Consider the following 23,746-nt stretch of genomic DNA (forward strand, 5'->3'; position numbering starts at 1 on the left):
ACCGACTTCGGGTGTTACAAACTCTCGTGGTGTGACGGGCGGTGTGTACAAGGCCCGGGAACGTATTCACCGCGGCGTGCTGATCCGCGATTACTAGCGATTCCGGCTTCATGCAGGCGAGTTGCAGCCTGCAATCCGAACTGAGAGAAGCTTTAAGAGATTTGCATGACCTCGCGGTCTAGCGACTCGTTGTACTTCCCATTGTAGCACGTGTGTAGCCCAGGTCATAAGGGGCATGATGATTTGACGTCATCCCCACCTTCCTCCGGTTTGTCACCGGCAGTCTCGCTAGAGTGCCCAACTAAATGATGGCAACTAACAATAAGGGTTGCGCTCGTTGCGGGACTTAACCCAACATCTCACGACACGAGCTGACGACAACCATGCACCACCTGTCACTTTGTCCCCGAAGGGAAAGCTCTATCTCTAGAGTGGTCAAAGGATGTCAAGACCTGGTAAGGTTCTTCGCGTTGCTTCGAATTAAACCACATGCTCCACCGCTTGTGCGGGCCCCCGTCAATTCCTTTGAGTTTCAACCTTGCGGTCGTACTCCCCAGGCGGAGTGCTTAATGCGTTTGCTGCAGCACTGAAGGGCGGAAACCCTCCAACACTTAGCACTCATCGTTTACGGCGTGGACTACCAGGGTATCTAATCCTGTTTGCTCCCCACGCTTTCGAGCCTCAGCGTCAGTTACAGACCAGAGAGCCGCCTTCGCCACTGGTGTTCCTCCATATATCTACGCATTTCACCGCTACACATGGAATTCCACTCTCCTCTTCTGCACTCAAGTCTCCCAGTTTCCAATGACCCTCCCCGGTTGAGCCGGGGGCTTTCACATCAGACTTAAGAAACCGCCTGCGCTCGCTTTACGCCCAATAAATCCGGACAACGCTTGCCACCTACGTATTACCGCGGCTGCTGGCACGTAGTTAGCCGTGGCTTTCTGGTTAGATACCGTCAGGGGACGTTCAGTTACTAACGTCCTTGTTCTTCTCTAACAACAGAGTTTTACGATCCGAAAACCTTCTTCACTCACGCGGCGTTGCTCGGTCAGACTTTCGTCCATTGCCGAAGATTCCCTACTGCTGCCTCCCGTAGGAGTCTGGGCCGTGTCTCAGTCCCAGTGTGGCCGATCACCCTCTCAGGTCGGCTATGCATCGTGGCCTTGGTGAGCCGTTACCTCACCAACTAGCTAATGCACCGCGGGTCCATCCATCAGCGACACCCGAAAGCGCCTTTCACTCTTATGCCATGCGGCATAAACTGTTATGCGGTATTAGCACCTGTTTCCAAGTGTTATCCCCCTCTGATGGGTAGGTTACCCACGTGTTACTCACCCGTCCGCCACTCCTCTTTCCAATTGAGTGCAAGCACTCGGGAGGAAAGAAGCGTTCGACTTGCATGTATTAGGCACGCCGCCAGCGTTCGTCCTGAGCCAGGATCAAACTCTCATAATAAAAGTTAGAACAATCTTACGATTGTTAAGCTCAATTTGTTTGCTAGCATATTGCTTGCTTGTTAAAAATGTTTGTTGTCTTGAATTGAATCAAGACGCCCTACACATTTGGTTCGTCTATTCTTTGTTCAGTTTTCAAAGGTCTACGTTACCTCGCAGCAACTTTTATATCATAACAAACTTTCGTTTGAATGTCAAGAACTTTTTTAAAAAAGTTTTTTTAAGTTGTTTTGCTCGGTTGTTGTTGTCTGTTGTGACAACTTCTATATCTTATCATCTCGCTTGTTATTTGTCAACAACTTTTTTGTTGTTTTTTCAAACTTTTTTCGAGAGATTTGAAATCAAGAATTGTTATTTAATTATTGATTTCTGAATCGCTCAGCTGTGTGACTCGCCTTGCGACATGTAATAATATACCAAGATTTCAAGCATTGGTCAATCATTATTTTCACTTTTTTTAAACTTTTTTTCAATACCGATTATTCTTTCTTATCCGATTAGATAAAGTTCGTTTTTTTATCAGATTACCCATTCTTTTTATTACCCATCTTCGATTTTTTTAGAAAAAAAGAATTGGTTTCAATTGTTTTTCTATTCTTTTTTTATTTAATTTTTTGCGAATACAAAAAAAAGATGCCCTTAAGGCATCTTTTTTTATCTCATTGTTGGGAATAGCAAGACATCACGAATTGATTGTGCATCAGTTAATAACATAACTAGTCGATCAATCCCAATACCTAATCCTCCGGTTGGTGGTAAGCCATATTCTAAGGCTTCGATGAAATCTTCATCTACTCCGTGTGCTTCATCATTTCCTTGTTCCCGTTCTTTTTCTTGTTCTTCAAAACGTTCACGTTGGTCAATTGGATCATTTAATTCTGTAAATGCATTAGCAAACTCTTTTCCGATAATAAACAGTTCAAAGCGGTCAGTGAAACGACCATCTTCTGGATTTTTCTTCGCTAATGGTGAAACAGCTACTGGGTGACCATAAATAAATGTTGGTTGTTGCAACGTATCTTCTACAAATGTTTCGAAAAATTCATTAATGATATGACCGACTGTCATGGCATCTGTAATTTCAACATTATGTTCTTTAGCCAACGCACGGGCTTCTTCTATCGTCATCTCTTGCCAAAAATCTACGCCCGTTTGTTCTTTGACCGCATCTACCATGTGTAGACGTTTGAAAGGACTTCCTAAGTCAACCGCTTGACCATCGTACGTGATATCAGTAGTTCCTAAGACTTTTTCCGCAGCATTACGAATAATTCCCTCTGTTAAATCCATCACATCTTGATAATCAGTATAAGCGGTATAAGCTTCTAGCATTGTAAATTCTGGGTTATGAGTGGTATCGATTCCTTCATTACGGAAGACACGACCAATTTCATATACTTTTTCCATGCCACCGACAATTAAACGTTTTAAATGTAACTCTAGGGCAATGCGTAAGTATAAGTCCATATCTAATGCATTATGGTGTGTGATAAATGGACGAGCAGCAGCTCCTCCTGCTTCGTTATGCAAGACAGGCGTTTCTACTTCGACATAGCCATTGCCATCTAGATAACGACGGATTTCGCTAATAATTTGACTGCGTTTCATGAAACGATCAAAGCTTTCTTTGTTACTGATTAAATCCAAATAGCGTTGACGATAACGTTGTTCCACATTCGTTAATCCATGGTATTTATCTGGCAATGGACGCAAAGCTTTAGTTAATAACGTAATTGTTTGAGCTTTAACAGTAACTTCCCCCGTATTGGTTTTCATTATTTGACCTGTCACACCAAAGAAGTCGCCTAAGTCAGCATGTTTAAATAGTTCATAGGCTTCGTCTCCAACTTGGTCCTTCCGAACATAAATTTGAATTTGGCCTTCACGGTCTTGCAAATGGGCGAAACCAGCTTTTCCTTTACCACGTTTTGTCATCATACGTCCAGCAACGCTGACTTCTGTATTCATTTCACTAAGTTCTTCTTTTGTATGATTATCATATTGTTCATGAAGTTCTGCTGAATTATGAGTGCGATCGAAACGTTTACCGAAAGGATCAATCCCTTCTTCACGTAAAGCTTCCATTTTTTCGCGGCGCACGAGCATTTGATCATTTAAATCCTCTAAATGCGCTTGTTGTTCTTCTGCCACTGTTGTTCCTCCATTCTTGATTTTAACCTATCCTAATAATGCCACAGTAATTCGAAAAAAAGCAAGCCGAATTTTACTTTCGGCTTGAATTTTTTATTCTTCTATAGTAGTTACAGCAACTTTGGAAATCTTCTCTACAAAGGCATCAAGTAAATCGACAACTGCTTGTTGTGTTTCAACTTGGTTAATCGCAACTTTCACTTTGGCTGCTCGCGAAATTCCTTTTAGATAGTAAGAAGCATGTTGGCGAAACTCACGGACCGCAATTTTTTCACCTTTTAAATCCACTAATCGTTGTAAATGAACTTTTGCAATGTTAATTTTTTCAGCTGGTGAAGGCTCAGGCATCAATTCGCCCGTTTCCAAGTATTCTTTCGTCCGTTGAATCATCCAAGGATTGCCCAAAGCAGCTCGACCAATCATCACACCATCCGCTCCAACATATTCTAACATGCGTTTAGCATCTTCAGGCGTTTTGACATCTCCATTTCCCATAAAAGGAATGGTTAAATGCTTTTTCACTTCCTTTAAAACGTCCCAGTTGGCTGTCCCTTCGTACATTTGGACACGTGTCCGACCATGCATAGCAATTGCCGAAGCGCCTGCTTGTTCGGCAGCCAAAGCGTTGTCTACAGCATATAGATGATCTTCATCCCAGCCTGTTCGCATTTTTACAGTGACAGGCAAAGAAACTGCCGAAGAGACTGCGTGAACCATCTCATGCACTTTATTCGGATCCAGCAACCATTTCGCACCAGCTTCAGCTTTAATTATTTTATTGACAGGGCAACCCATGTTAATATCAATAATCGCCGCTTGCGTATTTTCTTCCACAAACTTAGCAGCTTCCACTAATGTTTCTTTATCTCCACCAAAAATTTGTACACTTAAAGGATATTCTCGCTCATCAATATATAGCATTTCTAAGGTTTTTTTGTTTCTTAATTTAATTCCTTTGTCACTAATCATTTCACAAACGACTAATCCTGCGCCAAATTCTTTTACAGTCACACGAAAAGCGGCGTTACTAATACCCGCCATCGGAGCTACGACAACACGGTTGGGGATTTCAACGTCTCCAATTTTCCACATAGTCTTTCCTCCTACTTTTGTTTCGTATTGCGAATCGCTTCATCGCGAAGTTCAATTAATTCTTCTTCACTATAGTGATATTTATTGTTACAGAATTGACAAACTGCTTCTGCTCCATGATCTTCATCGATCATCGCATTTAATTCATCGATCCCAACAGCAATCAAAGCGGTCGCAAATTTTTCTTTGGAACAGTCACATTTAAATTGTACAGGCATTTTTTCTAAAATTTCTACTTCGTCTTCTCCCAACAAGCGATACAAGACTTGTTCAGGTGTTTCTCCATTTTCTAGTAATTGTGAAATTGGTGGCACTTCCGCTAGACGCTGTTCAATAAAATCAATGGTACTTTCATCGGCACCTGGCATTACTTGAATCATAAAACCACCGGCTGCTTTCACAGATTCATCCGTGTCCACCAATACACCTAAACCGATAGCTGAAGGAACTTGTTCAGAGACCGCCATAAAATATGTAAAGTCTTCACCGATTTCACCAGAAACAATAGGTGTTTGTCCAGAAAAGGTTTCTTTTAATCCTAAATCTTTAATGACTGTGAAAATCCCTTCGTTACCGACAGCGCCACGTACATCAATTTTACCTGTTGCATTCAACTTTAAGCTGACATGTGGATTTTTAATGTAGCCTTTTGTTTCTCCACGGCCATTACTATCGACAATAATAGCGCCAGCTGGGCCATTTCCTTGTACTTTTACAGTTAATTTATCGTCACCTTTTAAAGTCGCTCCTAGTAAAAGGGCTCCAATCAATGTGCGCCCTAACGCTGCGGTAGAAGAACTCCATGTATCATGTCTTCTTTGCGCTTCGCTAACAGTTTCAGTGGCACTGATGGCATATGCTCGAATTGAACCTTTATAACAAAGGGCTTTTACCAAATAATCTTCCATTCTTTTTCCTCTTCTCTTGGTGCTTTTTTGTCCATTAGTCAGATAATACTAGGAATCAGGTGTTTTTTCAACCAAATAATCTTCCTTCTATAGAATATCTTAATATTATAGAAGGTGCAGTATTCGTCAACTCGACAAATACTGCACCTTCTACTAATTGGTTATTTATAACGATCTTCGTAGTTATTGCGATCATATTCAGAATTGGAATCTGAATCTTTTTTCTCTTCAGATTGGACTTCTTTTTCTGTTTGTTCGCTTTCTACTTTGACTTCTTCTGCTTCATCATGTAATTCTTTTTTCGCTTCTTCAAAGTCTTGCTTTTCTTCAACTTGTTTTTGCGCTTCTTTTTCTTCTAAAGCACGTTTTGCTTCTTCGAATGTTTGCGCTTCTTTTTCACTAGGATAGTCGCTGTCAGTACCTTCAGGCATTTTACCTGTTTCAAATAATGATTTGATTGCTTTTGCATCTAATGTTTCATATTCTAATAGTTTTTCAGCGATTAGTTTATGTTGTTCACGGTGCGCTTCGATAATTTCATGCGCTTTCGTATGAGCATCCATTAAGATACGACGAACTTCCTGATCGATTTCAAACGCCACTTGTTCTGAGTAAGCTTTTGTTTGACCATAATCACGACCGACAAAGACTTGATGGTTTCCTTCATATTGAACAGGTCCTAATTTGTCGCTCATTCCATATTCAGTTACCATGCTACGGGCAATCCCTGTTGCTTGTTCAAAGTCATTTGAAGCCCCTGTTGATTGAACGCCAAAGATAATTTCTTCTGCTGTACGTCCACCAAGTAAGCCAACGATTTGTTCAAACATATCTTCTTTAGTCATTAAGAATTGATCTTCTTTTGGTAAAGCAATCATATAACCGCCTGCGCGACCACGAGGGATAATTGTTACTTTATGGACAACACGGGCACGGCTTAAGACTAAACCAACGATTGTGTGTCCCGCTTCATGGTAAGCCACCATTTCGCGTTCTTTTTTATTAATCACGCGATCTTTTTTAGCTGGACCAGCAATTACGCGGTCTTCGGCTTCATCCACATCAGAAGCATCAATTTTTTTCTTGTTACGACGAGCGGCAACTAAGGCTGCTTCGTTTAAGACATTTTCTAAATCAGCACCAGCAAAACCTGGTGTTTGTTGTGCAACAACTTTCAAATCAACGTCATCAGCTAACGGTTTGTTTTTCGCATGAACACGTAAAATCGCTTCACGACCTTTGACATCTGGACGTCCTACCAAGATTTGGCGGTCAAAACGACCTGGACGTAACAACGCTGGGTCTAACACGTCTGAACGGTTCGTTGCAGCAATTACGATAACTCCTTCATTGCCATCAAAACCATCCATCTCAACTAATAATTGGTTAAGGGTTTGTTCACGTTCGTCGTGTCCGCCACCCATACCAGCACCACGTTGACGACCAACTGCATCGATTTCATCGATAAAGATAATCGCAGGTGCGTTTTTCTTCGCTGTTTCAAATAAATCCCGGACACGGCTAGCACCGACCCCGACAAACATTTCAACGAAATCTGAACCTGAGATTGAGTAAAATGGCACACCTGCTTCACCTGCTACAGCTTTAGCAAGTAACGTTTTACCAGTCCCTGGAGGTCCCTCTAATAGTACGCCCGCAGGAATCCGTGCGCCTAATTCAGCGAAACGACGTGGATCTTTTAAGAATTCCACTACTTCAACTAATTCTTGTTTTTCTTCTTCCGCACCAGCTACATCTGAGAAGCGGACACGGTTAGCTTTTTTATCGGCTTCTTTGGCTTTTGATTTACCGAAGTTCATCACACGGCCACCGCCGCCACCGCCACCGCCTTGTTGGCTCATCATCATGTAGAAGAAGAAGAAAATAATCACTAATGGTAAGAAACTAAACAACAATGACAACCAAGCGCCACTTGTTGATTGTTCTTTGACAACTAGCTTCACCTTGTTATTTTGTGCCGCATCTTGAATGCCAGCTAAGGTTGTATCACTAGGTAAAACGGTTGTTGTGAAGCCTTTTGACGACGCTTGCGTTGAGCCCCACAATGACAGACCACCTGTGTCTTTCACTTCTTGTTTTTCTTTATACTGACCTTCAATCCGGTAAACCCCATTGGTTGGTTGAATGGTCATGTCTTTGACTTTTCCGTCTTCCAATTGTTGTTGGAAGGTTGAGTAATCGATGTCTGGCGATTGTTGGTTGTTATTTCCAAAAATGAAATAGACAACCATGACCATGGCAAGTACTACTAAGACGTAGTATAAACCATTTTTCATGCCATTATTCTTTTTGTTCATGCCTGTCCTCCTTATGCTCATCATTACAATTCATGTTATTCTTTTATCAATCCTGACCTTTACATTGTAACACAATTAATTCCTTGATAGATATTAATTTGATTCGTAAACTTCAGGTTTTAAAACGCCAATATAAGGCAAGTTGCGGTACGTTTCTGCATAGTCTAATCCGTAACCGACCACAAACTCATTGGGCACATCAAACCCTACGTAGTCAGCTTTAATGTCTACCACACGGCCTTCTGGTTTATCTAATAAGGTAACAATTTTCACAGATGCAGCTTTACGGTATCTAAACAAATCTACTAAATACGCTAATGTACGACCACTATCGATGATATCTTCTACGATTAAAATATGTCTACCTTCGACATTTGTGTCCAAGTCTTTGACAATTTTTACTTCGCCTGAAGAAACTGTCGCGTTGCCGTAGCTAGATACATCCATAAAGTCCAATTCTAAATAAGTATTGATTTCACGAGTCAAATCAGCCATAAATGGTACTGCACCTTTTAAAATACCGACCACTAAAGGATTTTTCCCTTGATATTCTTCTGTCAGTTGCTTGCCAAGCTCTGCAGACTTCGCAAGAATTTCTTCTTTGGAGATTAGGACTTTCTCAATATCTTTTTCTATCATAGTGCGCTCCTTTCAGCATTACTCCTTTGTCTTAAAAAGGAGTCTGTAGTGTATTTTATCAGTTTCTAAAGGAATACTCAAATAGGAATTTGCAAATTTTGGTACCCAAATGATTTCCTCTTGCTCATCCGTAATGACCCAAGCACTCTCTCTCGCTTCATTTGGCACTTTTTGATCAATAAAAACTCTGCTTAATTTTTTCGTAAACCCTGGTTTTAATGTAATCCGATCACCACTTTGGCGATGACGAACGGTCAAAGGTGTGGCTGTGGTCAACGGGATTGCCAACAACTGGCCCGCCCATTGATTAATCTCTTCAGGAAGAGGAAACGGTTTGTCTGTCGCAATTAATCCTAGCCACTCGGTTTCCGATAAATAAATCCCCGCACCAGGTACTAATAAATGTGTAACTTCTTCTCGCTGTGCAGCCTGTTTTTGTTCTAAGCATAGCCAATCATAACTTTTAGCTAGTTGCCATTGCTGTTCTAACATAACCGAGCCTTGCGGTTGCCGTTCATCATTCAAAACTTTTAAAATTTGTGTCATCTGGCGTTGGTTTAACGAAACCCCTAATGGCACTAATGTTTTTTGGAAAAACGCGGTTAAAAAGAAGTGCTGGTACGCAAGCGTTTCTTTTAATAATCTCTTCAAAGGAATGCGCCATCCTTGTTTGGTCGGTTCTACGGCTTCAGATAATTGAGGCTCAATTTGTTCTTGAATAAATTCTTGGGCAAAACGTTGTTCATTACTAAAAGAAGCAATCTGATCTAAGAATTGCGGATTTTCCTGCTTTAATAGCGGCAAAACCTGATTACGGAGCCGATTTCTCAAATATTCATTGGTTTGGTTCGTTTCGTCCTCAAAATAAACGAATGCTTGGCGCTGTGCAAATTGATACAATTCTTCTTTTGGATAAATGAGTAACGGACGAATCAATTCCCCTGTCGCAAAAGGACGTCTCTCTTTAATGCCCGCGGAATGGGAAAAATTAGTTCCTCGAATCAGTTTCATTAAAATCGTTTCCGCTTGATCGTCTAGATGATGTGCCGTCATTAAGACCGCCGCACCTTCAATTTCCATGACTTCTTTAAAAAATTCATAACGAAATGTGCGCGCTTTTGCTTCTAAATTCCGTTGCTTTTCAGGGTCTTCCCAACGTGTTTCATAATACGTTAGCTCTCGCTGCTGACAATAGGTAGCGAGATATTGCGCTTCCTGTGCCGACGCTTCTCGCAATTGATGATTGACGTGTGCAACAACCAATTGTAATTGTTCTTTTTCTGCCACCTGTTCCATTAACGTCAAAAGGGCCATGGAGTCTACACCACCAGAAACGGCGACCACGATTGTTTGATGCGGTTGCCAAAATCCTTGTTCTTTTCCTCGTTTATAAAACTGCCAAAACATTGTTCGCCCTTCTTTCTTCCTTAGAATAAAAGAGGAACCGAGAAATAACCCATTCGTTATCCCCAGTCCCCCTATTTGTTTGTGCTTAGCCGCGACGTCCGCCACGTCCGCCACGTTTGCCTTCAGTATTACGTTTTAATGAAGATAAACGATCATCACTATCTTTCAAGAAAGAGCTCATCAATGAGTCAAAATCTTGTTTATTGTTATTGTTATTTGCTTGTGGTTTATTGAAAGGCTTTTTGCCCCCTGCGCGTGGATTACGGTCACGATTCTCATAATTGTTTTCACGACGTTGAAATTCACGTTTTGGTTGTTGCCCTTCTGCTGGCTCTTGTGCTTTACGGATCGATAAGCCAATTTTGCCGTCGTCACCAACTGAGGTTACTTTCACTGTTACTTCGTCACCTACTGTTAATACATCATGAATATCTTTAACGAATCCATTAGACACTTCACTGATGTGTACTAACCCAGTTTTTCCTTCTCCTAAATCAATAAATGCACCAAAGTTAGTAATCCCTGACACTTTTCCTGGCAATTTAGCTCCTACTTCGATTGACATAAAAAAATTGTTCCTCCTATTTTTTCCCTAATTATAATTGCAGTTTATTCAGCTGAAGACTTAGTTGTTTCAGTTGAAGACTGTGATTGACTATTTTTTTCTGAACTGCTCTTGCTTTCTTCCGCTCCAGAAGTCTGTGTTTTTTTCATTTGTTCTGGTGTGGGATAAATCTGTTCGCCTTCTTTTGAGAGAAGGAAACGGCTACGTGCTAATTTTGCCACATAATCATCATCTTTTAACAAAGCAACGTCTTTTTTTAGATCCTTGACCTTCTTATCAACTGCTACGGATTCAGCAATTGCATCTGCTCGTTCTTGTTTGAAAGCACCTAAGCGATGATAATCTTTCATCAATTGGATGCCAGAAAAGGCAAAAATAATGAAGGCCACGAGAAAAATCGCTGCCAAGCGTCTGCGTCTAAAAATCAATTGTTTCTGTTGTTTTTGGAATTCGACATACTGTTCTTTCGTGTAGTCATTTTCCAATGCCGCAACTTTCTTCGAGTTTTTTTCATTCTTTCCCATCGTCTCGCTCCACTCGCTTTGGATTGTCCGTTTTATTATACCAACATCTAAGAACCTTGTCTAATGTTAATTTCAGAGAAGTTAAAGAAAATCAAGCTTTTTTCTAAAATATTCTTTGCTTTTGAAATAACAGCGGTTGATTTATTAATTTTTTTCAAAAGCGGCGCGTCTGTTTCATTAAAACGCTGAAAGGATGAAGCGCTTGGAATATTCATCTTTTCAATGAACTTGCCAAGCGCTCCATCCTCACCTGTTTATTCTTCAGAGACACGTGTTTCTGATTTTATTTCATACATTTTTGTGGCATCTTCTTTTTTCGTAGAGTCATTTAGTTGCAGGACTTCTACTTCTAAAATTCTGTTCCCAAATTGAATTTTGACAAGGTCACCAATCTTCACAGTACTAGAAGATTTGGCTAAGACTCCGTTGATTTGAATCCGACCTTTATCAGCGACTTCTTTGGCAACTGTTCTTCTTTTAATAATGCGAGAAACTTTTAAAAATTTATCTAACCGCATCACATTCACCTCTTTTATTTTTTTGTCTCATCCGTAAAATTTTTGCGCCATACGGTAAACTTAACCATTCACGTATCGTAAATAATTCTACCTTAATGATGGTGCTAATAAAAACTGTACCACCCACTGCAACACCTAAAACTGTAACGAAAAACGCTTGACTTCGGTGATGCACACCTTGGAACAAGATGGAGATAATTCCTTGATAGACCAGTAATGACAGCATCATGATTGCTAAACTAAGCAACAGTTTTTTCAAAAAGTTTCGTTCTCGAACAAAACAATTAATCGCTGCATCCGATTGTCGGACTAAAACGAATAACGTCGCTAGTAACCCAAGAATAGTAGACCAACTAGCACCTAATGTTCCCCAACGAATGGTGAAAAAGCCCGTTGTCAGTAATTTCACTAATAAGCCCACACCAGCTGCCACTAAAGGACCTTTAAAACGATTGCGACTTTGTTCAATACTTTGGTAGGCCTGAATAATGGCCATAAAAGCGATGGATAAAACATACACCCCTAAAACATCGTTGCCTTTATAATCTTTAAAAAGCGTAAAGTTCATGTACGGCAATAACATCATCAGACCAATCGAAGCCGCCGATGCCAAGGTTGTGGTAAGACGCAAAAAGATTTTTGCAACTTGTAAAAATTGTTGACGGTCTTTTTTCATAAAATATTTTGTCAAACCTGGTAAAAAGGTCGAGCTTAAAGCTAAAGCAATTACCAATCCTAATTGAACTAGTGGTTGTCCTCTATCATAGACCCCTTTGTCAACTTTCGCAGCTAAATCAGAGAGCCCGAAAAGCATGAGGGCATTTTTTACTTTAAAGGAATCAATTAATTGAAATAGAATCAGAAAAGCACTATATAAAGAGACCAAACCACCCTCAATCATTAAACGTTTAAATAGTCCTGTGGTTTGAGGCATAATCTTCCATTGATGCAAGTATTCCGTACTTCCACTAAGAATTTTTCGATTGTAGTACCATAAGACAAGTACCGCTAAGACACCGCCAGCCAACGCACCACTCATGGCCACCGTCCCCGTTTGGTAAATGGAGCCACCAAAGTAATGATAGGACAACGCAGCTACTAGAATAACCCCGACACGCACAAACTGTTCCATCACCTGTGAAATACCACTAGGCACCATCAACAAATGACCTTGAAAATTCCCACGATAGAAAGAAAGAATTGGAACGAGTAAAAAGGTAAAGGAAACAACTTCCATTAATGGTTGGAGTGCAGCATCCCCCATACTAATAGCAATTTCTTGACTACCAAAGAAAAAGAAGGCCCAACAAGCAATCGCTAACCATAACACATAGGGATATAGTTGGCGCAACACTTGTTTTTGACTCCGAATATCTGGTTGTTCAGCAACAATTTTGGAAATAAATTGCGGTAAGCCTGACAATGCTAATGTCATCGCAATCCCATAGATTGGATAAACTTGCTGATACACGTAAAATCCTTCATCCCCTACAAAGTTCTGAAAAGGAACGCGATAAAACGCACTCAACACTTTTGCAATGAAGGAAGCAATGGTTAACACAACGGCACCTTGCATCATTCGTTGCATTTCTTTTTGTGCCATCTTCTAGGCCTCCTTTTAAAGGGAATCCGTTTCTTGCGAATGTTTGTATTTTTCTTGTCGCAATGCGGTTGTAAAAGTAGCAATTTCTTGAATCCAAACAGCTTCTTTACAATCTTTCGGCAACTTCAAGGAAATAGTCATTTGTTCTTTCTCAACTGCTAGATCCGCTTTTAAGCTGGTTGCCGATAACGCTTCAAACAACTGCTCCACAGAGTATGTTTTTGTGCCAATTTTACTTAACACAAACTTGACTTTTTGGTCGCGTTTACGAATACTTTCTAACAAGGCACGGTCGCCATCCATTTTGATACGGCCAGTGGTTAATAAATGCGCCACTTCGTCAGGATACTCTCCAAAGCGGTCTAACAAGTCCGCTTCTAATTCTTCGTACATATCCATATTTTCTAATTGACGAATCCGTTTATAAATTTCAATTTTTTGTCGTTCGTCTGTAATATACGTTCCTGGAATATAAGCATCAATGCCCAAATCAATCTCAACAGACGTTTTTTGGTCTTGGATATTTTTTCCTTGTTTACGAGCAACTGCCTCAGATAACATCTGTGAGTACATATCAAACCCAACCGAATCAATGAAGCCATGTTGTTGGGCACCAAGAAGGTTTCCGGCCCCTCGAATGGAAAGGTCACGCATCGCAATTTTGAACCCAGAACCTAATTCCGTAAAGTCTTTAATTGCTTCTAAACGTTTCTCACTAACTTCGTTTAGGATTTTTTGCTGTTCGTACATAAAATAAGCATAGGCCACTCGATTGCTACGCCCCACACGACCACGTAATTGATACAACGTAGATAAGCCCATGTAGTCCGCATTTTCTACAAACAAGGTATTAGCATTAGGAATATCTACTCCTGTTTCAATAATCGTTGTAGTGACTAATATATCATATTGTCCTTCAATAAAATCAAACAAAGTATTCTCCAGTTGTACTTCTGTCATTTGACCATGTGCATACGCAATTCGTGCATCTGGAACTAGTGCTTGTAACTCTTCAACTTTTCGTTCAATCGTATCTACTCGATTGTATAAATAAAAGACTTGGCCATCTCGGGCCATTTCTCGCTCAATCGCTTCCCGAATCGCCCCAGGATTATTTTCCATGACATACGTTTGGATCGGATAACGATTCTCTGGTGGGGTTTCGATGACGGATAAATCACGGACACCTAACATTGACATATGAAGGGTCCTTGGGATTGGCGTTGCTGTTAACGTCAAGACATCCACTTGTGAACGCAATTGTTTTAGTCGTTCTTTATGTTTCACTCCAAACCGTTGTTCCTCATCAATAATCAACAAGCCTAAATCACTAAAATTAATATCTTGCGACAATAAACGATGGGTACCAATCACAATATCTACTTGGCCATGTTTAATTTTTTCAATTGTTTCATTTTGCTGTTTTTTCGTGCGGAAACGACTTAATAAACCAATTTCTACAGGAAAGCCCTCAAACCGCTCTTGAATCGTTTCGTAATGTTGTTGCGCTAAAATAGTTGTTGGCACTAAAAAGGCGACCTGTTTATTGTTGCTAACAGCTTTGAAAGCCGCTCGTAAAGCCACTTCTGTTTTACCAAACCCTACATCGCCAACTAACAAACGATCCATTGGTCGAGATTTTTCCATGTCGTGTTTAATTTCGGCAGCACTACGTAATTGATCATCTGTTTCAGAATACGGAAAAGCCTCTTCAAATTCTTTTTGATACGCATCATCTGGCGGAAAAGCATAACCTTTTTCCGATTCTCTTGTCGCATAAAGTAAGATTAAATCATCCGCGATATCTTCAATTTTCGAAGCAACTTTTCGTTTAGTTTTCGTCCATTCACTGCCGCCTAGCTTGTTAATTTTCGGCGTTTTAGACTCGGAAGCAACGAACTTTTGAATCAAGTTCAATTGTGTTACTGGAATAAATAACTTGTCATCATTTTGGTACAAGATAGTCATGTAATCTTGATGGACCCCATCAACTTCTAAGGTTTCCATACCAATATATTTACCAATCCCGTGATTCGCATGAACGACATAATCGCCCGTTTTTAAGTCGCTATAACTTTTCAAACGTTCCGCATTAGAGATTGTTTGACGACGTGCCCGTTTTTTGGTCGTTGTATGAAAAATTTCTTTTTCCGTAATCGCCACGAGCTTGTTTTTAGGTAATTCAAACCCTGTTTGTAATGCCCCTTGAACAATTTGGACATGTCCATCTAACAGCTGATCCCAATTGCTTACTACGCTAGGTATGTCAAAGTCCTGGAATAGCTCTTCGACTTTTTGAATCCGTTCTTTCGTAGGAACAAAAACAACAACCGTTTGGTTTTGCTTTTGCCAACGGTCCACTTCCGCTTTTAGCAACGGCATTTGACCGAAGAATTGTTGCATTGAACGATATTGGAAATTATGGACTTCTTGGAAACGAAGATTCCCCATTCCTTTTTGAAAAAGTGAAAAGAAGGTCGTATTTCGTGCAGTTTTTCGCAATTGATCATGAAAGTCTACGCCAAAAGTTTGTTCAGAAAACACGCGCATTTCTTCAATTTTCAGGGTTTGCCATTCCGCTTCCTCTCTAGCGATTTCTCGCTCCGTTTCCATCATACGAGAATAATCATCCACAAAAAGCAAACTATTTTCTGGTAAATAATCTAACAGAGTAGTTTTTTGTTGGTACAGAAAATCTGTATAATAGTGAGCATTTTCTGTAGGAATCCCTTGTTCCCAAGAAGACAGCAACTGACCAAAATATTCTTCTAAAAAATCGGTCTCCGTTTGATCTTTAGCTGTCGCTAAACGTTTTTCTAGAGCATCTTGTAACCTCGTCATGCCATGATTCATATCTGCCTTTGAGAATACTAAATCAGTCATTGGTGAAATCGTTACTTCTTCAAGATTTTCTAATGAGCGTTGAGTATCCGCTTCAAAATAACGGATTGAGTCAATTTCAACATCAAACAGTTCCACCCGAACAGGGTATTCGGCATTTAGCGGATAGACATCAACAATGCTTCCGCGAATACTAAATTCGCCAGGCTTTCCGACCATCGATTGGCGTTCATAGCCCATTAACACTAAGCGTTGCGCGAGGATTTCAGGTTCTACTTCTGTCCCGATTTCCCAATGAAGTTGCGCATTTTGCCACGTTTCTTTCGTTGGCAAATATTTTCGTAGTCCAGCTACTGGTACGACCACGATTCCTGCATTCGCTGTCATCAGGAAATTTAACGCACTCACTCGATCTGCGCGCGCTTCTGGTGAAGAAAAGGCCATTTCGGCGGATAACACTTCATCTACTGGAAATAGATGAACTTGTTCTGAAGGTAAAATATTTAAAAAATCATCTACTAATTGATTGGCATAGTATAGGTTTGGGACCGCAATAACAATTTTTTGATGCGTCTTTTGTAAAGCGCCTGCCATCAGTAATGTTTTAGCAGAGCCTGATAACCCAGTAATTAGTTGGCGCGTTCCTGTTGTCATTAGTTGACTGCGCCATGATTTAGCAATTTCTGTTTGGCTAATTCGTTCGATAATATTCAAACAAGGGCCCTCCTTTCTGCTATTTTCCATTAAATTGATTCATTGTTTCAACAAACGTATGTCCTTCGCATGCATATAAAGCGGCATCGGCTGCTTTTTTTACAGCAAGTAACATCTCTTCGTGTGTTTCTTTGGGAAAAGTACTTAGTACATGGTGGATAACTGTATCATTTTTTGAGGGCCGACCAATGCCAATTTTAATTCTAGGAAAGACATTAGTTCCTAAATGGGCAATCAGACTTTTTATCCCATTGTGGCCGCCAGCACTACCTTTTTGCCGTAAACGAATTTTACCGACCTCTAAGTCTAAGTCATCATAAATAACAATCAAGTCTTCCTCATCTACCCCAAAGTAGGTCAACAGCGGCCCAACAGAGCGACCTGATTCATTCATAAATGTTAATGGTTTCACTAACAATACTTTCTCAGTCCCTATAAAAAACTCTGCAATATCTGCTTCAAAATTACTATTATTAAACGAAACATTTTGCCGATACGCAATTTCATCTAGCGTAATAAAGCCAATGTTGTGTTTTGTTTCTTTGTATTTACTACCGGGATTTCCCAGTCCTACGATTACTTTCATCTTTCATTCTCCTTGGATTATAAGCTTGCCAACACAAAATGGCTGGGAAGCGTATGCGCTACCCAGTTTTATTCATTATACCATAGAAATAAAAAAACTCGCAGTCTTTGAAGATTAAGAAAGATGTAAAAAAATTTTTTAGAAATTTAAATATGCGCAAGATAGTGAAATTACGCACATGTAAGAGCTACCATTTTGAAACAGGTCTGAAAACTGTATCATTTTTACAATCAAAGTTCGTGACATTTTTTACAAACCATGTTACTATCACTTTAGCAACAGGAAATAAAAACTCGTTGCTCACGAAAAAGAATGTAGAGGAAGGAATGGTACACATGACTGCAGCCGCAGGGAATAAAGATCACCAAAAAGTAATTTTAGTCGGGGACGGTGCCGTAGGTTCTAGCTATGCCTTTGCTTTAGTAACTCAGAATATTGCTCAAGAAGTTGGGATTATTGATATTAATGTACCAAAAACTGAAGGAGACGCGTTGGACTTATCTCACGCATTAGCATTTACTTCTCCTAAAAAAATCTATGCTGCTACTTATGACGATTGCCATGATGCAGACTTAGTTGTCTTAACAGCTGGTGCGCCTCAAAAACCAGGCGAAACTCGTTTAGACTTAGTTCATAAAAACTTGAAAATTAATAAAGAAATCGTTACAACAATTGTTGATTCTGGTTTCAACGGTATCTTCTTAGTTGCCGCAAACCCAGTCGACATTTTGACTTATTCAACTTGGAAATTCTCTGGCTTCCCGAAAGAACGAGTAATCGGTTCAGGAACTTCACTAGATTCTGCTCGTTTCCGTCAAGCAATTGCCGAATTAGTTGATGTTGATGCACGAAATGTCCATGCCTACATCTTAGGGGAACACGGAGATACAGAATTCCCAGTTTGGTCACATGCGAATGTCGCTGGCTTACAAATTTACGAATGGGTGAAAAATAATCCTGACGTCGATGAAGAAGCAATGGTTAATTTATTCTTCAACGTACGCGACGCTGCTTACACAATCATCGAGAAAAAAGGAGCTACTTTCTATGGAATCGCGGTTGCACTAGCGCGTATCACTAAAGCTATCCTAAACGATGAAAACTCTGTGTTACCATTATCTGTTTATTTAGAAGGTGAATATGGTCAAAACGATATTTATATCGGTGCACCAGCGATCATCAACCGCCAAGGAGTTAAACAAGTCATTGAAATTCCATTAACAGATGCTGAACAAGAAAAAATGGAAGCTTCTGCTTCTGCATTAAAAGAAGTTATTGAAACAGCTTTTGCTAAATTTGAAGCAGAAGAAGCAAAGTAACTCCTTCTATAATAGTCGAAAATTAAAAACAACCAAGAGTGAACACTATTGTTACTCCGCTTTAAAGCCTGGTACAAAAATCCAAAGTGATTTTTGCACCAGGCTTTACTTTTAATCTGTTTTACTTTACTCATCACTCAACTTTTAAAAAAAATTATTGTTTTGTTTAGCTCGAAAAATAACAATAACCAAAAATAAGTTTGTTATCTAAAATTCACTACACTACTTAATACAGTCCATCTGCTTCTTCTTTTGTCACAATGTAAATATTTTTCATTTGCGTATAAGCATCTAGCATTGATTTATGCGTTTCTCGACCAATTCCTGATTTTTTATAACCGCCAAATGGCGCGCCCGCAGGCAATTGATTGTATGTGTTGACCCACATCCGACCTGTCCGTACACCACGAGCAACCCGTAATGCCACATTGATATCTTGAGAAAAGACCGCACCACCTAGACCATATTCAGAATCATTAGCTAAACGAATGACTTCTTCTTCCGTTTCAAATTTAATCACTGTTGCAACAGGACCAAAGATTTCTTCTTGGGCCACACACATTGTATTCGTACCATTCGCTAATAACGTAGGTGCTAAAAACGCCCCCTTGTCTAGCCCATTTTCTGTTAAACGTTGCCCACCAGTAATCAGTGTAGCTCCTTCCTTCACACCAATTTCGACATATTTTAAAATTTCTTCCAATTGATGCTCATTGATCTGAGCGCCCATTTCAACATCTTTTTCCCACGGGAAACCAACGTTCACTTGTTCAAACTTTTCCTTTAAAGCTTCTACAAATTGATCATAAATACCTGACTGAACGAACACACGAGACCCAGCACAACAAACTTGCCCTTGATTGAATAAAATCCCTAACTGCACGCCTTCTAATGCACGTTCCCAATTGGCATCTTCAAAAATAATGTTGGCTGATTTTCCGCCAAGTTCTAAAGTGGCTGGAATTAGGCGGTCGGCCGCCGCTTTAGCGACAGTGTACCCCACCTCTGTTGAGCCTGTAAAAGCTAGCTTATCAAACCCTGGATGTGCCAACATATAATTTCCTGAATCAGAACCACGACCGGTGATTAAATTCACTACTCCTTTCGGCAAGACTTGATCAAAAATTTTAAACAATTCCAACAGACTTAATGATGTGCTCGAGGACGGATGAATCACAACCGTGTTACCTGCTGCCAACGCTGGTGCTAATTTCCAAGCACCCATTAATAAGGGGAAATTCCACGGAATAATTTGACCCACAACACCGATGGGTTCTTTCACAACAATGGATAACGTATCCTTATCAAATTCTTTGACAGATCCTTCTTCTCCACGAATCACACTAGCAAAATACCGAAAATGGTCTGCACTGGCAGGGACATCAATCGATTGCGTTTCCCGAAGCGGTTTTCCATTATCTAAAGTCTCCACCATAGCCAAATGTTCTTGATTTTCTTCAATCAAATCAGCAATTTTCAATAAAAGATTGCTTCTTGTTACAACGTCAACATCTTTCCATGTCTGAAACGCTTCTTGAGCTGCTTCTACAGCTCGATCCACATCTGCATTTGTGGCATCTACAAATTCTGCTAATTTTTCACCATTACTAGGATTGTAACTAGCAATCATTTTGTTACCACTACCTGTTGTCCACTCTCCATTAATATACAATTGATAGCTACTGGCAACTACTTGATTTATTTCTTTTTTACTCATTTACCCACCTCTTTTTTTATTTTTGTATCCGCTTACAATTATAAGACATCTTCCACCTAAAAGTAAATAATTCTACCTAAAAAAAATATAGCTATCAGCGACTGTTGCTAACTCATCCCGACCTCAAGCCTCCTGGCAATAACTGAATGTATTAAACTTTATTGGAGAGAACTTTTGCCACAAAAAAAGCTAGCACTGAAGAATTAAAATTGCTTCTTCAGTGCTAGCTTTGATTTTTCCAACTCATCCGTTCTTATTGACAAAGAGCTGATTTTTTTATTTATCTTTTGGAACGATATAGTTCATTAAATGTGTTTCATCAGCTGAGATTGTACGTGTCGAAACAACGTTTAATCCCTTCACGTTCATTTCAGAAATTAAGATGCTACCATCTTTAAAGACTTTTTCCACAAATGCGACATGACCATAAGTATTGTCTGCGCCTAAAACGCCAGCTGGGAAGGAAACCGCTGCACCTGCTTTTGGTGTACGACTTACTTTGTACCCGCGTGCACGACCTGTTTCGCCCCAATCTTGACCATTCCCCATTGTTAAGTCCACACGTTTACCTAATTGCGTAATACGGTTGTAGACATATTGTGTACAGTTGCCCCAAGCATAACTATTAAAGGTGTCATAGTTTTTGCCATTATAGGCTGGGAAATTTGATTCCATTGGTTCAACGGTTGCTTTTTCTTTATCATAATAAGTTAAATCGTATGTTTTAATTAACGCATTTAATTTCTTATGGTAATCTTTGTCCGTTGCGTATTTTCCTGTTAGGAAACGTGTCGCTTCTTTGTATGATTTGGCTTCCGTTTTCCAGACACCATGATAGAAATCTTTATTGGAATCTAAACCATTTTTCAATAATTTCGCATAATCTTCCATTGATTCTTTATACGTTGGATATTGACGGAATTTTGCTTCTACTGTGTATAGGTTACCGAAACCATTGTCTTCATAGGTAATAAAAGAAACAGATTGACCTTTGTAATCGCCTTTAATACCAAACAAATTGTAGTTTGGTTTCTGGCTTAATTTACTATTGCCGCTGCCACTTTCTAAAATTGCTTGAGCAATCATCACACTAGCATATAAGTTTTTGTCCTTGGCCACTTTCCGAGCAGATTCCCCGATTTCTTGAATAAACTCTTCTGTCTTCTTCGTTTTGCTGACCGTAAACGTCTCATCGTCTTCCACTAACCCAACCGTTTCATTTGTAACTGGTGGGACTATTTCGGGCTGCGGTGTTGACGCTGCTGGTTGTTCTACTGGTTTTTCAGCTGGCGCTGTTGGTGTCACTGGTTTCGCCGGCTGTTTTGATTCAGAAGTACTCGTGCCAGGTTTTGGCTGTTCTTTAGAAGAACTTGGTGTGGTCGTCGGCGTGGTACTTGATTCAGTTGTACTTGTTGACGTAGAATCTGTGGTTGACTCTGTTGTACTCGTTGAGGTGGAGTCAGTAGTCGATTCTGTCGTACTTGTGGATGTTGAATCCGTTGTGGAATCTGTCGTTTCGGTTCCTGACGTTTCCGTGGACTCCGTGGTTGTAGATTCACTTGATTCGGTTGAACTTTCTGTTTCAGTTGTTGATTCTTCTGTCGCTTCTGTTGTTTCACTAGTTGCTGTCGTTTCAGTGTCTTCAGCAGTTGTTGCTTCTGCGGTTGTTTCTGCAACAGAACTATTTTCAGCTACCAAGTTATTACCTTCTGCAAATGCACCTACTGGCATTGATGAACCTAAAAGTAATAAGGTAGAGAACAGGGCAAATTGTTTTTTCATACTCATTCTCCTTTTTTATTTTTCTCCATTTATTTTTATGTACCAACATAATAATTGACATAGTTATTGTTTAAATGGCTCCTTTTTTAATAGTATACTGTTTCATAAAAAATTTCTAGCAAAAAGTTAAAAAAATAGAAGAAAATTCACAAATTCTTCTATCTTTTTTTGGTAATTTTCTAAGAAAAAAAAGAAAGGGCTTGAATAAACATCAATGTCCTCTCTTTTTCTCGTTATCCTTCAAACAAAATACTTTTTTTTCGAAGTGCCTCTTTGATTTCTTGGAAAGTTTCTTCGTCTGCACAGCGAATAGTATGCAGATGGACGCCTCCTGTTAAAACTGATAGTAATGTAGCATGCTCTTTTTGATACTTGTCCATAAATTTATCAATATCTTTCTCTGATTGAATGCGCAAACTGCCGATTAATTCCCCATAAAGCGGATGTGCAATACTCACATCTACCACTTCTCCACCTTTGGCAACAATGACTGACAATTCTTCTCTCGTTTGTTCAGGCGTATGTTGACAAGCAATTTTCCGCTCAATTCCTTCTAAAGGTTGTTCCAACATATACCCTCGAGCTGTTGCGACAATTTCGACCCCTGTCGCCCGTAATAGAGCGACATCTCCTACAATAATTTGTCTGCTGACATCAAAAGCTTTTGCAAAACGAGTGGCACTAATTGGCTTTTCGGTCTCTCTTAATCTTTTAACAATCTCTCTTCTTCTGATTTCTCCATCCACGACCTTCGCCTCACTCTCCTAAATGTTTTTCTTGGAAACGTTTAGAGGCGTCCATAATCCCCTGGAAAGTCTCAGATAATGTTTCTTCATACTCGGCATTTTCAACATGATTCAGAATAGTTTCTAATACTTGTTGTTCTCTTTTAGAATCAAAAACCGCATGACCTGCTTTCTTTTTCACTGCAGCAATCTCTGCGACGACGTCCATCCGCTGTTCTAATAAACGGACCAGTTCCTTATCGATTTGGTTAATCTTTGCTCGTTGTTGTTCTAAAGAAGTTGTTGGGGCGTCATCTTCAGTCAATTCTTTAATTATCCGTGCTGGATTACCTGCGATCACACAGTTTTCTGGGAACGATTTGGTCACAACAGCGCCTGCTGCTACCACTACATTATCGCCTAATGTTACGCCAGGAAGGACAATCGCTCCACCGCCAATCCAAACATTGTTGCCAATGATAATTCGTTTCCCTGATTCCATTCCACTATTACGCTTGGCCGCTTGTAATGGATGCTCGGCTGTATAGAGTTGCACATTGGGACCAAACATACAGTTATCGCCAATTTCGATTGGACAAACATCTAAAAAAACGTTATTAAAATTGGCATAGAAATTTTTTCCCACAGAAATGTTGTAGCCATAATCAAATTGAATCATCGGTTCGATGTACGTCCCGACACCCACTTTTCCAAATGTTTCTTCTATTAATTGACGACGAATATAAGTGTCTGGTTGTTGGTTAATTAACGCCATTTGTTCACGGGCTTTTTTGCGATCAGCCACTAATTCAGGATCTGAGGCAAAATATAGTGCACCTGCGATCATTTTTTCTTTTTCTGATTTAAATTCTTCCATTCC

General features: G+C 39.9%; 17 protein-coding genes and 1 rRNA gene (1 of these 18 running past the window's edge). 1 reads left to right on the plus strand and 17 read right to left on the minus strand.

All coding sequences use genetic code 11. From position 1 onward, the window contains the following. The 13 genes from AB1I62_RS13075 to pth all read right to left on the minus strand — a co-directional run. Window positions 1-1,458: ribosomal RNA gene (locus AB1I62_RS13075) — 16S ribosomal RNA — on the minus strand (it extends 103 nt beyond the left edge of the window). A gap of 653 nt (window positions 1,459-2,111) precedes the next feature. Next, window positions 2,112-3,608 carry a lysine--tRNA ligase gene (gene lysS / locus AB1I62_RS13080; RefSeq protein ID WP_002356264.1) on the minus strand — a complete coding sequence of 499 codons (1,497 nt, stop codon included), beginning with the start codon at window positions 3,606-3,608 and terminating at the stop codon, window positions 2,112-2,114. Window positions 3,609-3,701: 93 nt separating this feature from the next. Beyond that, window positions 3,702-4,700, minus strand: coding sequence for a tRNA dihydrouridine synthase DusB (gene dusB / locus AB1I62_RS13085; RefSeq protein WP_002356263.1), 999 nt, complete (start codon window positions 4,698-4,700; stop codon window positions 3,702-3,704). Between the two features lie 11 nt (window positions 4,701-4,711). Continuing rightward, window positions 4,712-5,608: an Hsp33 family molecular chaperone HslO gene (gene hslO / locus AB1I62_RS13090; RefSeq protein ID WP_002359370.1), complete on the minus strand. Its 897-nt coding sequence runs from the start codon at window positions 5,606-5,608 to the stop codon at window positions 4,712-4,714. Window positions 5,609-5,769: 161 nt separating this feature from the next. Beyond that, entirely contained in the window at window positions 5,770-7,926 is a 2,157-nt protein-coding gene (gene ftsH / locus AB1I62_RS13095; protein WP_002364513.1) for an ATP-dependent zinc metalloprotease FtsH, read from the minus strand. A gap of 93 nt (window positions 7,927-8,019) precedes the next feature. After that, window positions 8,020-8,565 carry a hypoxanthine phosphoribosyltransferase gene (hpt, locus tag AB1I62_RS13100; RefSeq protein ID WP_002356260.1) on the minus strand — a complete coding sequence of 182 codons (546 nt, stop codon included), beginning with the start codon at window positions 8,563-8,565 and terminating at the stop codon, window positions 8,020-8,022. An 18-nt stretch (window positions 8,566-8,583) separates the two neighbouring features. Then, window positions 8,584-9,972, minus strand: coding sequence for a tRNA lysidine(34) synthetase TilS (gene tilS, locus AB1I62_RS13105; RefSeq protein ID WP_002364514.1), 1,389 nt, complete (start codon window positions 9,970-9,972; stop codon window positions 8,584-8,586). Between the two features lie 85 nt (window positions 9,973-10,057). Further along, window positions 10,058-10,537 (minus strand): S1 domain-containing RNA-binding protein, encoded by a 480-nt coding sequence (locus AB1I62_RS13110; protein WP_002356258.1) that lies wholly within the window; start codon window positions 10,535-10,537, stop codon window positions 10,058-10,060. A 44-nt stretch (window positions 10,538-10,581) separates the two neighbouring features. Then, on the minus strand, window positions 10,582-11,061 hold the full coding sequence (locus AB1I62_RS13115; protein ID WP_002356257.1) for a septum formation initiator family protein: 480 nt from the start codon (window positions 11,059-11,061) through the stop codon (window positions 10,582-10,584). A gap of 254 nt (window positions 11,062-11,315) precedes the next feature. Next, window positions 11,316-11,579, minus strand: coding sequence for an RNA-binding S4 domain-containing protein (locus AB1I62_RS13120; protein ID WP_002356255.1), 264 nt, complete (start codon window positions 11,577-11,579; stop codon window positions 11,316-11,318). Further along, the gene (locus AB1I62_RS13125; protein WP_367019335.1) at window positions 11,566-13,182 is read right to left on the minus strand and encodes a polysaccharide biosynthesis protein; all 1,617 of its coding nucleotides are present in this window, start codon (window positions 13,180-13,182) and stop codon (window positions 11,566-11,568) included. The genes AB1I62_RS13120 and AB1I62_RS13125 overlap by 14 nt, the downstream gene beginning before the upstream one ends. A 15-nt stretch (window positions 13,183-13,197) precedes the next feature. Continuing rightward, entirely contained in the window at window positions 13,198-16,677 is a 3,480-nt protein-coding gene (mfd, locus tag AB1I62_RS13130) for a transcription-repair coupling factor (RefSeq protein WP_277600774.1), read from the minus strand. Window positions 16,678-16,756: 79 nt separating this feature from the next. Continuing rightward, window positions 16,757-17,323, minus strand: coding sequence for an aminoacyl-tRNA hydrolase (pth, locus tag AB1I62_RS13135; protein ID WP_002361556.1), 567 nt, complete (start codon window positions 17,321-17,323; stop codon window positions 16,757-16,759). A gap of 335 nt (window positions 17,324-17,658) precedes the next feature. Between pth and AB1I62_RS13140 the strand changes: the two genes are divergently transcribed. Next, entirely contained in the window at window positions 17,659-18,642 is a 984-nt protein-coding gene (locus tag AB1I62_RS13140; protein ID WP_002356251.1) for an L-lactate dehydrogenase, read from the plus strand. Window positions 18,643-18,868: 226 nt separating this feature from the next. Here AB1I62_RS13140 and AB1I62_RS13145 read toward each other — a convergent pair whose 3' ends face one another. The 4 genes from AB1I62_RS13145 to AB1I62_RS13160 form a co-directional block, all read right to left on the minus strand. Further along, complete coding sequence (locus AB1I62_RS13145) at window positions 18,869-20,359, minus strand: aldehyde dehydrogenase family protein (RefSeq protein WP_002361555.1); 1,491 nt, start codon at window positions 20,357-20,359, stop codon at window positions 18,869-18,871. A 276-nt stretch (window positions 20,360-20,635) separates the two neighbouring features. After that, entirely contained in the window at window positions 20,636-22,147 is a 1,512-nt protein-coding gene (locus tag AB1I62_RS13150) for a glucosaminidase domain-containing protein (protein WP_025190311.1), read from the minus strand. 227 nt (window positions 22,148-22,374) lie between these two features. Beyond that, entirely contained in the window at window positions 22,375-22,887 is a 513-nt protein-coding gene (locus tag AB1I62_RS13155) for a transcription repressor NadR (protein ID WP_002356248.1), read from the minus strand. Window positions 22,888-22,897: 10 nt separating this feature from the next. Then, window positions 22,898-23,743, minus strand: coding sequence for a chorismate mutase (locus AB1I62_RS13160; RefSeq protein WP_048738143.1), 846 nt, complete (start codon window positions 23,741-23,743; stop codon window positions 22,898-22,900). Window positions 23,744-23,746 lie beyond the last annotated feature (3 nt).

This window comes from Enterococcus sp. AN402, assembly GCF_040719405.1.
GTDB lineage: Bacteria > Bacillota > Bacilli > Lactobacillales > Enterococcaceae > Enterococcus > Enterococcus faecalis.